Origin of the sequence: Planomicrobium soli, assembly GCF_003014655.1 — a bacterium.
GTDB lineage: Bacteria > Bacillota > Bacilli > Bacillales_A > Planococcaceae > Planococcus > Planococcus soli_B.
This window is the reverse complement of record NZ_PYAT01000026.1, coordinates 1-12470: the sequence shown is the minus strand read 5'-3', so window position 1 is coordinate 12470 and position 12470 is coordinate 1. Positions and strand designations below refer to the sequence as shown.

General features: G+C 45.0%; 11 protein-coding genes. 9 read left to right on the top strand and 2 right to left on the bottom strand.

Annotation, left to right across the window (positions count from 1 at the left end; translation table 11 throughout):
* Nucleotides 1–247 (top strand): hypothetical protein (locus B0H99_RS17900; protein ID WP_181313702.1); only part of this gene is annotated, 247 nt, incomplete at its 5' end.
* Here B0H99_RS17900 and yhfH read toward each other — a convergent pair.
* A complete protein-coding gene (gene yhfH / locus B0H99_RS17370) occupies nucleotides 242–367 on the bottom strand; it encodes a protein YhfH (protein ID WP_106534955.1) in 126 nt (41 codons plus the stop codon). The two genes, B0H99_RS17900 and yhfH, sit on opposite strands and share 6 nt — an antisense overlap.
* A 143-nt stretch (nucleotides 368–510) precedes the next feature.
* Here yhfH and lplA point away from each other — a divergent pair, with 143 nt between their 5' ends.
* From lplA to B0H99_RS17335, 7 genes are all read left to right on the top strand, one after another.
* Nucleotides 511–1503 (top strand): lipoate--protein ligase, encoded by a 993-nt coding sequence (gene lplA / locus B0H99_RS17365; protein WP_106534954.1) that lies wholly within the window; start codon nucleotides 511–513, stop codon nucleotides 1501–1503.
* Between the two features lie 72 nt (nucleotides 1504–1575).
* The gene (locus B0H99_RS17360; RefSeq protein WP_106534953.1) at nucleotides 1576–2280 is read left to right on the top strand and encodes a response regulator transcription factor; all 705 of its coding nucleotides are present in this window, start codon (nucleotides 1576–1578) and stop codon (nucleotides 2278–2280) included.
* Nucleotides 2280–3308, top strand: coding sequence for a sensor histidine kinase (locus B0H99_RS17355; RefSeq protein ID WP_106534952.1), 1029 nt, complete (start codon nucleotides 2280–2282; stop codon nucleotides 3306–3308). The genes B0H99_RS17360 and B0H99_RS17355 overlap by 1 nt, the downstream gene beginning before the upstream one ends.
* Nucleotides 3286–4059 carry an ABC transporter ATP-binding protein gene (locus tag B0H99_RS17350; protein WP_106534951.1) on the top strand — a complete coding sequence of 258 codons (774 nt, stop codon included), beginning with the start codon at nucleotides 3286–3288 and terminating at the stop codon, nucleotides 4057–4059. The genes B0H99_RS17355 and B0H99_RS17350 overlap by 23 nt, the downstream gene beginning before the upstream one ends.
* Entirely contained in the window at nucleotides 4031–5968 is a 1938-nt protein-coding gene (locus B0H99_RS17345; RefSeq protein WP_106534950.1) for an FtsX-like permease family protein, read from the top strand. Before B0H99_RS17350 ends, B0H99_RS17345 begins: the two co-directional genes overlap by 29 nt.
* A 99-nt stretch (nucleotides 5969–6067) precedes the next feature.
* Nucleotides 6068–7621: a fatty acid--CoA ligase family protein gene (locus B0H99_RS17340; RefSeq protein ID WP_106534949.1), complete on the top strand. Its 1554-nt coding sequence runs from the start codon at nucleotides 6068–6070 to the stop codon at nucleotides 7619–7621.
* Between the two features lie 132 nt (nucleotides 7622–7753).
* Nucleotides 7754–9730, top strand: coding sequence for a S9 family peptidase (locus B0H99_RS17335; protein ID WP_106534948.1), 1977 nt, complete (start codon nucleotides 7754–7756; stop codon nucleotides 9728–9730).
* A 46-nt stretch (nucleotides 9731–9776) separates the two neighbouring features.
* Here B0H99_RS17335 and B0H99_RS17330 read toward each other — a convergent pair whose 3' ends face one another.
* Entirely contained in the window at nucleotides 9777–10553 is a 777-nt protein-coding gene (locus tag B0H99_RS17330; protein WP_106534947.1) for an enoyl-CoA hydratase-related protein, read from the bottom strand.
* Between the two features lie 103 nt (nucleotides 10554–10656).
* Here B0H99_RS17330 and B0H99_RS17325 point away from each other — a divergent pair, with 103 nt between their 5' ends.
* Complete coding sequence (locus B0H99_RS17325; RefSeq protein ID WP_106534946.1) at nucleotides 10657–12273, top strand: ABC1 kinase family protein; 1617 nt, start codon at nucleotides 10657–10659, stop codon at nucleotides 12271–12273.
* The last annotated feature ends 197 nt before the right edge of the window (nucleotides 12274–12470 follow it).

Below are 12470 nucleotides of genomic sequence, written 5' to 3'. Positions count from 1 at the left end.
CAATGAAAACCTGCAAAAGTCGCAAATGGAGCGGAAGGCGGCGACTCCAGCGGGACCAGCGCGAGCCGAAGACCCTGGACAGAGCGAAGCGAAGGGAGCGGCTGAGGCCGTGCCCGCGGAAAGCGTCCGCCTGGAGCGAAATGAAAAAAGCTGCCGAGAGTTTCTCGACAGCCTGAAAAACTCCCTCAATGGATTTGAGGGAGTTTTTCTTTCTAAGTATAATCAACGTTTATTTTCTGTTTCATAATTCATCACATGATTCACATTGGCGTCCATAACACTCGTGCTGTTCTTCGATCTTTTCTCCACAGGTTGCACATTGTTTCGGGGGCAGGTTTCTGAAATACTCTACAACGTTTTCAATCATTGGTTCCAGCTCCTTTTTGTTATAGTACTGTTCTTGTTTTGCTAAGTGTATTATAACAGAGAAGATTCGTCAACCATTACTGGTGAATAAAATGAAAAAATCCGTTAAACTAATTAGAGTACTGAATCCAAAGGAGAGAGACCATGTATTTCGTAGATAATAAAGGCATCACTGACCCGCGTATTAACTTAGCGATTGAAGAATACTTGTTGAATACAATGGATGTAGAAAAAGATTCATTCTTGCTGTTCTATATCAATGAACCATCAATTATCATCGGGAAAAATCAAAACACAGCTGAGGAGATCAATACAGATTATGTTGATTTCAACGGAATACATGTTGTACGCCGTTTATCTGGCGGTGGGGCAGTTTACCACGATCTTGGCAATTTGAACTACAGTTTCATTACGACAGATGACGGCAACAGCTTCCGTAATTTCCGCAAATTTACAGAACCGGTTGTTAAAGCTTTGCAAAACTTAGGCGTTAATGCAGAACTGTCCGGCCGCAACGATTTGTTGGTTGAAGGCCGTAAGATTTCAGGCAACGCACAGTTCTCTACCAGAGGACGAATGTTCAGCCATGGGACATTGATGTTTGATACAGAAGTAGAAGCCGTTGTATCAGCGCTGAACGTCAGCAAAGAAAAAATCGAATCGAAAGGCATCAAGTCGATTCGAAGCCGCGTAGCGAACATTTCAGAGTTTTTGAAAGAACCGATGACCGTAACCGAATTCCGTTCGGCGATTCTTCACTCGCTTTTTGAAGGAGAAGAAAATGTGAAGTATTGGGAGTTGACTGAAAAGGATTGGGAAAATATCCGGGAGCTTTCAAAACAACGTTATGGCAATTGGGATTGGAATTACGGCAAATCGCCGAAATTTAATGTTAAGCACTCGCACCGCTTCCCGGTAGGCGGCATCGACGTGCGCTTGCAAGTGGAAGGCGGTCTGGTGAAAGAAGTTAATATTTACGGCGACTTTTTCGGAGTCGGCGATGTGGCGGAAATTGAAAACGCCATTACAGGCGTGAAATACGAACGGGCTTCTTTGGACGAAGCAATCAGTGGATTTGATATTCCAACCTATTTAGGCGGAATTACAAAAGAAGAATTTTTGAAATTAATTTATTAAGAATTTCTGAAGAGCCCGCTTTTAAGCAGGCTCTTTTGTTAAAATGGAAGAAAACAGGAAGGGGGAATCAGCATGTCTGCTCAACGGATATTCATTGTAGAAGACGATCTGAAAATTGCAGAGTTGTTGGCGGAAACGCTGCGCAAATACCATTACGAAGTGGAGACCGCAAAGGATTTCGATCGGATTCTCGATGAATTTGAAGCATTTGATCCCCATATGATTCTACTCGATATTAACCTTCCATCTTACGACGGTTATTATTGGTGCCGCCAATTGCGATTGAAAACAACATGCCCGATTCTTTTTATTTCAGCACGGTCAGGTGATATGGATCAAGTTTTTGCATTGGAAAACGGAGGGGACGATTTTATCACGAAACCTTTTCATTATGAAATCGTCCTTGCAAAAATAAGAAGCCATTTGCGGCGAGCTTATGGGGAATATGCGCCGAAACAAGAAGAGCGTTCCGTGAAAGTCGGCCGCATCGCATTGTACATGGAACGGATGGAATTGCACGTGAAGACGGCGGTCATCCCGCTGCAGAAGAAAGAATCTACTATCATGGAGATTTTGTTGAGCCAGCATCCAAAAGTGGCGACGCGGGAACAGCTTCTTGAAGAATTGTGGGATGACCAGACGTTTGTCGATGAAAACACGTTAAACGTCAATATGACCCGGGTTCGGAAAAAGTTGGCTGATTACAGCGTCCAGTCATCTATTGAAACAGTTCGCGGCGCCGGATATCGCCTGCTCCTTCATGAGGAGGAAATGTGATGCTGCGGCTGTTTTTAAAAGAACATGCGGCATTCATCGTCTTCCAGCTATTGCTCGTTTCTTTTATCATGCTGCTTTACTGGCTTGATGGCTTCCGCAATTTGGATACGGCAATTTATTCGTTTGTCATCAGCACGTTGCTAATTGTCACATTTTTGGCCGCTCGTTTTACGAAACGCTACCGTTATTATCAAAAAATCACCGCCAAACCGGCAGATATGGAACATATGCTGCAACGTGAAGGCCGTTCTCCTGAACAAATTCAAAACGATATGTATTTGCAGCAGTTATACAAGTTATATCAATATGAGGTGCAAGCTCTATATGCAACACAAAACCGGCACTTGCAGTTTATGAACCAGTGGGTGCACCAAATGAAAACCCCGTTATCGATCATGCAACTATTGCTGCAGGAAGAAAAGGAACTTGATAAAGCGAGCGTAAGAGAAGAAGTGGAGCGCTTAAAAGTTGGGCTTGATACAGTCTTGATGAATGCAAGGCTCGATACGTTCGAACAGGATATGCACATCGGAAAAGTATCGCTGCGCAGCATGGTGACGGAAATGATCACAGAAAACAAGCGGCTGTTCATTTCGAAACGGGTTTATCCGGAAATTGATATTGATGAAAAATGCACAGTGTTCACTGACCAAAAATGGATGAAATTCATCATCGGGCAATTTCTTACGAATTCTGTAAAGTATACGTTTGAACCGAACAAAAAAGTTTACATCAGCGCTGTTTGTGAGGATGATCAAGCGCTATTGACGATTCGGGATGAAGGCATCGGAATTCCAGCATCAGATTTAGGACGTGTCACAAAAGCATTTTTCACAGGTGAAAACGGCCGGAAAACTGGCGAGTCGACAGGTATGGGATTGTATTTGGCGAACGAAGTCTGCGGCAAATTGGGGCACAAACTCAATATTGCCTCCGAAAAAGGAAAAGGAACTACCGTGTCTGTCATGTTCTACAACCAAGAGTCAGAATCACAGGAGGAAAATAATGACGTTAGTGAAAATCGATGAAGTAACGAAAGTTTATGAGGGAAAAGTGACGCACCGGGCATTGAACCAATTGAGCTTCGAAGTGAAAAAAGGTGAATTTCTAGCCGTCATGGGACCTTCTGGAAGTGGCAAAACAACGTTGCTGAACTTGATTTCAACCATCGATAGTTTGACTTCCGGAGATATTTCAATCGATGGCATCGCACCGCATATGCTCGAAAAAAATGAACTGGCATTATTTCGCAGACGAAAGCTGGGATTTGTGTTCCAAGACTTTAACTTGCTGCAGATGCTGACAGTCGAAGAGAATTTGGTGTTGCCGTTGACGCTCGATTATATTCCGACCCATAAAATGGCCAGCCGGGTGCTCGATATGGCGAAACGGTTGGATTTGACATCGATTTTGCATAAACGGCCAAACGAAATATCAGGCGGAGAAGCACAGCGCACAGCCATCGGCCGCGCGCTTATCCATAAACCTGCGTTGATTCTTGCGGATGAACCGACCGGCAACCTGGATTCCAAAGCATCTCGGGATGTACTGGAACTGTTATCTGCCATCAGTAATGAAGAACAAGCGACAATCATCATGGTGACACATGATCCAATAGCCGCCAGTTATTGCGACCGGGTTCTTTTTATTAAAGACGGGGAGTTTTTCAATGAAATCTACCGGGATGACCGGCGCCAGACGTTTTACCAAAAAATATTAAATGTTTTATCTTTGTTGGGAGGAAACGTTAATGACCTTTCGGCAACTCGCCTACCGTAACGTTCTCCGGAATCGGCGAAGCTATGCTGCCTTTTTGATGGCTAGCGTTTTTTCGGTCATGGTATTTTTTGTCTATTCCATGTTCATTTTTCATCCGCTTTTTGAAGAAGAAGGGCTGCAGCTATTGGCGGTTCGGGGTATGTTCATCGCGGAAATTGTTCTTTATGTTTTTACGCTTTTTTTCTTGTTTTACTCGATGAGCGCATTTTTACAGGCACGTTCAAAAGAGTTTGGTGTCTTGATGCATCTGGGGATGACTAAAAAACAATTAAGTAAATTGGTGTTTTTCGAGACGCTGATTCTTGGAGCGGCTTCGACGGCTGCAGGAATTGCCCTTGGATTTGCTTTTTCCAAGTTCTTTTTTATGGTCGGCCGTGAAATTATGGCACTGGACTACTTGCCGCTTTATGTATCCTGGAAGCCATTCCTATTAACAATTGCCGCTTTTGCCAGTCTTTTTATCATCATATCGGTAATTAGCGTCGGGTTTATCCGGACAAAGCGCATTGTCGATTTGATGCAAGGATACTGGAAAACAGAAGAAGCTACCCAAGTATCCGGCCTGCTTTCGATTTTGGGCCTTGTTTTATTAGGAAGTGCGTATGTTTTGGCGGCGATGGTATCCGATCAGACTGTCTACCAGATGGTTGTAATCGTACCTCCGCTTGCAACGCTCGGAACTTATTTGTTTTTCACCCATACTATCCATTTTTTATTGAATATTTATAAGAAGAAAAAAAGTATTTACTGGAACAAAACGCGCCTTGTTTCTTTGGCGGAAGCTTCTGTAAAGCTAAAAGACAGCGCCCAAATGTTTTTTATTGTGACCATCGTTTCGACTGTCGCTTTTTTAACGGTCGGAACGCTCGCATCCTTCACTTCGTACACAGGCGATTACCGTGAACTCAATCCCTTAAGTTTGATTTATATCTCCTTTGAAAGCGACAATCAGGAGAACGAACATATTAGCCAGTTAGTGGCGCAATTAGAGCAAAAGGAACTTGCTTATGATATAGCCCCATTAAAAATCAAGCGGCAGACATCGGAGTTTTCAGGCAACGTAGTGGATATTTTAAAGGCTTCTGAATTTAATCGGCTGGCTTACACACTTGGATATGAAACGGTCAATCTGAATAAAGGGGAAGGGCTGTTTATTCCTTATTCCAAGGAGTCATTGTCTCAGTTGACCCATAGTGAAGTTCAGACCGCTTTCATGGAAAGCGATGTGCCGATTTCCATTTCTACAGTTTATCCGCACATTCTCTTTCCGAGCCATACGTTGAATTTTAACAGCATCGTCGTCAGCGATTCGGATTTTGAAGACGTTTCCGAACCGTTAACAGGGTTTAGCCAAGGGGAGTCCGATTTTACTTATTATGCGTTCCATATTCCTCAGTGGACCGAAACGATCGGAATCGGAAATGATTTAGCAATGGCGATGGAAAAAGCAGTGCAGGCGGAAAACTTCCAGCATGTGAATTTCTTTTTTGAAAATCCGGGAGACGATTACCACTGGTTCAAGTCATCGTTCGCCTTGCTGCTGTTCATCGGGCTTATGGTTGCGGCGGTATTTTTGCTGGCTGCAGGAAGCTTCATTTATTTCAAGCTGTATACAGGGCTTGAACGCGATCGGAAACAATATTTGCTGCTTGTGCGTCTTGGCATGACGGAAAAAGAGCTGGGCAAAATCGTCAACCGCCAGCTTATTCCGCAATTTTTCCTGCCATGGATAGTGGCTCTGATGCACAGTGCTTTTGCTTTCATCTCACTTCAAGTAGTATGGGATGAATTTGCTGAACTATCAATTTTAGGCGAAATGGCTTTAGTGCTTGTTGGCTTTACGATCGCTCAAATTCTATATTTCTTTTTGATTCGCTGGCGTTATGTTTCTCATCTTCAGGCATCGTAAACTTTACGGTGCCTGTTGTATTGTCAGAACATTTATTTTATAATAAAAACAGCGAAAATTATGAATGAATATTCATTCAATATGAAAGAGGGATGGGAAATGACTTTAGTTGAACACGTTCACAACATTGCCGTTCAAGATTCCAACAAGACAGCGTATCATTTTATGGGAAAAGACACATCTTATGGCGAGTTTGAAGGGACAGTCGCAAAATTTGCAAATGCTCTGCAATCACTTGGCGTGGAAAAAGGGGACCATGTCGCTTTTCTGCTTGGCAATACACCGCATTTTTTTATTTCGTTATATGCTACCATGCGGCTTGGAGCGACTGCTGTTCCAGTTAACCCGATCTATGCACCAGATGAAATCGCTTACATATTGAACAACAGTGATGCTAAAACGGTGATTGCGTTAGACGCACTGTTGCCTTTAGTTGAAAAGGCACATGAAATGCTTCCTGCCGTCGTTTCATACGTCATTTGTGAAACCGAGCCGTCGACAATTGAGAAATTGTCCCAATTGCCGGAAGCTGTAAAAGGAAAAGTCCACTCATTTACTCGAATTTTATCAGCAGCGTCGAATGAACATGCTATCGTGCCAGTTGGTTTGGAAGATAACGCAGTTATCCTTTATACATCCGGCACTACCGGCAAACCGAAAGGCGCGATGTTGACTCATGGAAATTTGTACTCCAACGCCCGCGATACTGGTGAGTATTTGCAGATGTCTCCGAATGACCGGGTTATAGCCACCTTACCGGTCTTTCATGTGTTCGCTTTGACTGTTGTCGTCAATGCTCCGTTCTTGCAGGGAGCGACGGTAATTCTTTTGCCGCGATTCAATCCGAAAGATGTTTTTGACGCCATCAAAGAGCACAAAGCAACGGTTTTCGCGGGTGTTCCGACAATGTATAATTTTTTGAATCAATTGCCGGGCACTGAGACTTCCGATTTTGATTCGATTCGTATTGCTGTTTCTGGCGGTTCGGCAATGCCGGTGGCGCTGCTTCACAGTTTTGAAGAAAAATTTAATGTAAAGATTTCAGAAGGCTATGGACTGTCCGAAGCTTCCCCAGTAACTTGCTTCAATCCAATTGACCGTGAGCGCAAAGTTGGATCGATCGGCACATCGATCGTCAATGTAGAAAACAAAGTGGTCAACGAACTTGGAGAAGAAGTGCTTGTTGGAGAAGTAGGGGAATTGATTGTCCGCGGTCCAAACGTTATGAAAGGCTATTATAAGATGCCTGAAGAAACAAGTGCTGCTATCCGGAATGGCTGGCTTTATACCGGCGATTTAGCGCGTGTCGATGAGGAAGGGTATTTTTATATTGTTGACCGCAAAAAAGATATGATTATCGTAGGCGGCTATAATGTTTATCCGCGTGAAGTGGAAGAGGTGCTGTTCGCACACCCGGATATTCTAGAAGCTGCAGTCGTCGGGCTGCCTGACGCAACCTTCGGTGAAGCGGTGCATGCGTATGTCGTACTGAAAGATCCTTCGGTCCGTAAAACAGAGCTTCAGGCATACTGCGCAGAACATTTAGCGAAATACAAAGTGCCGGCCCATTTTGAAGTTTTAGAAGAATTGCCGAAAAACACGACGGGAAAAATTCTTCGCCGCTCGCTAAAAGAACAAGCATTGAGCAAATGATCCAAACCCGGTTCCGAATTTTTATCGGAACCGGGTTTTTTATTGATTTGATTGAAAAGACTGACATTTTTCATTATAGTAAAAGAGCAACTAGTACGAATTACGAAATAATAGCATCAAGGGGGACTTTCATTGGCGAAAAATGCTGTAGAAATTAAAGACTTAACAAAATTGGTATCTGTCGCAAACCCGAAAATTTCACCGGACGGCACAGAAGCGGTATTTGTCCGGACACATATCGATGAAGAAGAAAATACATATATTGCCCATTTGTATCATACAGATCTGGAAAGCGGCGAAACTACGCAATGGACCCATGGGCAGGAGCGGGTCTCTGCTCCCGCTTGGTCAGCTGACGGGAAATACGTCGCCTTTTTGTCGACGCGTGATGAGAAAAACCAATTATACGTAATACCTGCAAGAGGCGGAGAAGCCCGTAGCCTGACAGAGTTCGAAAAAGGCGTAGACAGTTTTCTTTGGTCGCCGTGCGGCGAGAAAATCTGGTTTGCGGCCATGGTGAAAGAAGGGCAGATGTTTACAGACAAAGAAGAAAAAGAGGAAAAGAAAAAGCCGGAACCGTTTATTGTCGACAAGCTGAAGTATAAGATGGACGGCTTAGGATTGGTGCCCCAAGATTTTCATCGCCATATCGGCGTTGTGGACATCGCTTCAAAAAACGTTGAAAAATTGACTGAAGGCAATTATCATCATAACTTGGAAGCCGTTTCCCATGACGGCGGTAAATTGGTCTTTGGCGTGATGCGCGAAGAAAATCTCGATTTCATCTTCCGCCAGCCGCTGTTTTTATATGATATCGAAACAAAAACAGAAACGCCGGTAATGGATGAAGAAGGCTATTTCGAAGGAGCCGCTTTTTCGCATGACGATAAAAAAATCGCTTTCGTGGGAGGGACGCGCGAATATGAAAACGCTACACATTCAAAAGTCTATGTTCACGATGTACCTGGCCAGTCGGTTGTCTGCCTGACAGAAGGGCTGGATGCTCCGGTCGGTGATTATGTTGTAGCAGATCATCAACAAGGCGCAAGTGCTCCGCCTGTTGTTTGGACAAAAGACGATCATCTGTATTTCCAAGTGTCGACAATGGGCGATGTCCGCCTGTACTTTGCTTCACTTGACGGAGCCATTTATCCAGCTTCACAGGAGCAGGAACATGTCTACGGATATGACATTTCACGTGATGGCGTTTTCGCTGTTTTAGCAACAAGCGATCCGACTAATCCTGGGGAACTGTATAAGCTCGTCATTGCGACAGGCGAACTCACCCAACTGACAGAGTTCAATAAAGCATATCTGGAAGAAACAGAACTGATCGCACCGGAAGCGATTGTCGGAAAAGGAGCGCAAGACTGGGATGTCCATGGCTGGCTCATGAAACCGCGTGGCTTTACAGAAGGGGAAAAGTACCCGCTGATCGTCAATATCCACGGAGGGCCGCATGCGATGTACGCCAATACCTTCTTCCATGAAATGCAGGTGTTGGCAGCGAAAGGCTTTGGCGTTCTCTATGTCAACCCGCGCGGCAGCCATAGCTATAGCCAGCAATTTGTCGATGCGGTACGCGGCGATTACGGCGGAGGCGATTATGAAGACATCATGAAGGCACTTGATGGAGTGCTTGAAGAGCACGATTGGATTGATGTGGACCGGCTTGGCGTAACAGGTGGAAGTTATGGCGGCTTTATGACCAACTGGATTGTTGGGCATACAAACCGTTTCAAGGCGGCTGTAACTCAGCGGTCGATTTCCAACTGGGTCTCGTTCTTCGGGGTATCGGATATCGGTTATTATTTCAGCGACTGGCAGATTCGTGCAGACATGACAGATGTCGAGACTTTATGGCAGCACTCGCCGCTTAAATATGCTTCTAATGTGGAAACACCATTATTGATCCTGCATTCGGAAAACGACTACCGCTGCCCGATTGAACAAGCTGAACAATTGTATGTAACGCTAAAAACGTTGAAAAAAGAGGCCCGGTTTGTCCGTTTCCCGGAAGCCGACCATAACTTGTCGCGCACCGGAAAACCGAATCTGCGCTTTGCCCGCCTTGAGCAGATTTCCGGATGGATGGAACAGTATCTGTAATAATAGTAGAAAAGCAGGCTGCCAATTGGCAGCCTGCTTTTTATTTTTATTTTCCCTTGAATATCGGTTTCCGCTTTTCGCTGAAGGCGTTCAACGCTTCAAGACGGTCTTCTGTCGGTATGGTGAGCTCGTATGCTTTTCGTTCGATATTAAGTCCTGTCTGCAAATCCGCGTTCATCCCATTTTTGATTGCGTATTTTGCCTGTTGCAGCGCAATCGGCCCATTTGCAAGCATCATATCTGCAAATTCGCCAGTCACTTCGGCAAGCTCATCCCGTGCTGCCACTTTGGTCACTAAGCCGTATTCAAGCGCTTCCGCCGGTTTCAATCGGCGAGCAGTTAAGATGAGTTCCATCGCTTTAGATTCACCGATCAAACGCGGCAAGCGCTGTGTGCCGCCTGCGCCTGGAATAATTGCCAGGCTCGTTTCCGTCAAGCCCAGGAGTGTATCGTCGGCGATGATACGGAAATCGCAAGCGAGGGCAAGTTCCATCCCGCCGCCAAAAGCAAAACCATTGATCATGGCAATCGTTGGCTGCGGCAAATTCTCGATGACCGTAAAAACTTCGCCGATTTTGAAAATATTTCGTTTCACATGCTGGTCAGTCAGCGTTTTGCGTTCTTTTAAATCAGCTCCAACACTAAATGCCTTGTCGCCGGCCCCTGTAAAGATAACGACGCGGATATCTGGATTAATGCGGATTGCTTCGACTACTTGGCCAAGTTCAGTCAGCATATCGTAATTGAAAGCATTCATGGAATCCGGCCGGTTTAATGTTATGAAAGCCAAATTTCCATGTTGTTCGTAATGAATCGTATTCATTTACATCCCCCTTTGTAATTGCTCCATCCGTTAAAAACATACCACTTTTTGGACTATTCCGCTATCTCTCTCTATAATGGAGCGCAGGGAGGGATCATCACTAATGAATCAGATTGCATTTATCCGTATTTTTCGCATTGTTTTTATGGCCGTAAAGTTTTATATACAGGTGATGCTCTTCCAACGCCGGCATCGGGGCAATTGGAATCCGCTCGTCGAAGAAAAGTGGAACACCTTGGTTACGAAACAAGCGAAACAATATAAAATTCTAGCGTTAAAACTTGGCGGGCTGATGATTAAGATGGGCCAGTTTTTGTCGACGCGTGCTGATATTTTGCCAACATCTTTTTTAGTAGAGCTCGAGGGGCTGACTGACCGGGTCCCTTCAATTTCCCGGGAGAAAATCGTCTCGGTTTTGGAACGCGAATGGAATTCACCGCTTTCCACATATTTGAGCAGCTTGTCAGATGAAGCCGTCGCTTCCGCTTCAATTGGTGAAGTGTATAAAGGCATTTTGAAAGACGGGAAGGAAGTGGCGGTCAAAGTGCAGCGGCCTGGAACCGACCGGATTTTGCGGGCGGATTTCCAAGCTATGCGCATTATCATATGGTTTCTACGGACATTTACGCCTTTTGCTAAACAAATCAATTTTCGCCAGCTATATCGTGAGATGACAGATACTATCGGCGCAGAACTGAATTTCCTGCAGGAGCTCCAGAGTGGACGGTCTTTTTCAGACCGTTTCAAGGAAATGGAAGGCATACGGTTTCCTGTTTATTTCGATGAGTTTTCTACGCGTCGCGTACTTGTTATGGAGTGGATTGAAGGGGCACGCATCACGGATTTGGCTTTTATCGAAACAAACAGCTTGGACCGCCATGAAATTTCCCAACGATTGTTTATCCTTTTTTTGGAACAAGTACTGCACGGCGGACAATTCCATGCCGATCCACATGGCGGCAATATTTTGCTTGAACCGGACGGAACCATAGTTCTAATCGACTTTGGCATGACAGGGACCATTTCCAAATCAGATGCCCAAGCGGTATTGCGGATAGCGGAAGGAATTGTTTTCAGCAACTACGACCAAGTGCTTAATGCTCTGGAAGAATTGCGTTTTCTGCTGCCGCATGCAGACCGTGAACTTTTGGCAGATACCATCGCCCGGCTTGTAGCCGCATATGAGTCAAACGAATTGCTGCAAATGGATTCGTTTGTGGTTGAAAGGCTGATGCGTGATATGCAGGATATTGTCCGTACACAGCCAGTCCAGTTGCCAGCCGAATTCGCTTTTTTTGGCCGGGCTGCTTCCATTTTTGTCGGAGTGCTTCACGTGTTGGATCCAGGCATAGACCTGCTGGCACTCGCTCGCCCGCGTGTCCTGGAGTGGGCTTCTTCTCAAAGGGAAGGCAAGCAGATGTTTGGTAAAGAAGACGTTTTGCGCTGGGCTATCCAAGCATCCGGGCCACTGCGCATTATGCCGCAAAAAATCATTAGCTATTTAGAAGAGCCTGAACGCATGCGCCATTACTTGGAAAACCGCGACGGACGCGAACGCGAACATCAGCGGAACTTGCAGAGCCGGATGTTTGCCGGCGTTTTTACGATTTTGTCGTTCTTTGGAATTTCGGCAGGCGTCTGGTTTTCGCATGAACCATTTCTTTGGATTTGTGCTGTTTTCTTTGCCGGGTCTCTTTGGACTTATCGTTCCATCAAATAAAAAAAGCTGTGCCAGATTTACGAGGCCACTGAAAAACCCTAAGAAAAAGCATCGAATTTCTGATTTTAGAAATTTGGTGCTTTTTTTGTTGTATACTGGTTCTAACTTCAAGGAGGGATAACCATGATGCCAGACAGACCGTCCATGAAACCCAGTCCTTATGCCGCCCTTTATGATCTTGTCATCCCCCACGACCA

Bases quoted from the DNA above. Each gene is read 5' to 3' on its own strand.
- yhfH (WP_106534955.1), bottom strand. From the start codon at position 367: ATGATTGAAAACGTTGTAGAGTATTTCAGAAACCTGCCCCCGAAACAA.
- lplA (WP_106534954.1), top strand. From the start codon at position 511: ATGTATTTCGTAGATAATAAAGGCATCACTGACCCGCGTATTAACTTA.
- B0H99_RS17360 (WP_106534953.1), top strand. From the start codon at position 1,576: ATGTCTGCTCAACGGATATTCATTGTAGAAGACGATCTGAAAATTGCA.
- B0H99_RS17355 (WP_106534952.1), top strand. From the start codon at position 2,280: ATGCTGCGGCTGTTTTTAAAAGAACATGCGGCATTCATCGTCTTCCAG.
- B0H99_RS17350 (WP_106534951.1), top strand. From the start codon at position 3,286: ATGACGTTAGTGAAAATCGATGAAGTAACGAAAGTTTATGAGGGAAAA.
- B0H99_RS17345 (WP_106534950.1), top strand. From the start codon at position 4,031: ATGACCTTTCGGCAACTCGCCTACCGTAACGTTCTCCGGAATCGGCGA.
- B0H99_RS17340 (WP_106534949.1), top strand. From the start codon at position 6,068: ATGACTTTAGTTGAACACGTTCACAACATTGCCGTTCAAGATTCCAAC.
- B0H99_RS17330 (WP_106534947.1), bottom strand. From the start codon at position 10,553: ATGAATACGATTCATTACGAACAACATGGAAATTTGGCTTTCATAACA.
- B0H99_RS17325 (WP_106534946.1), top strand. From the start codon at position 10,657: ATGAATCAGATTGCATTTATCCGTATTTTTCGCATTGTTTTTATGGCC.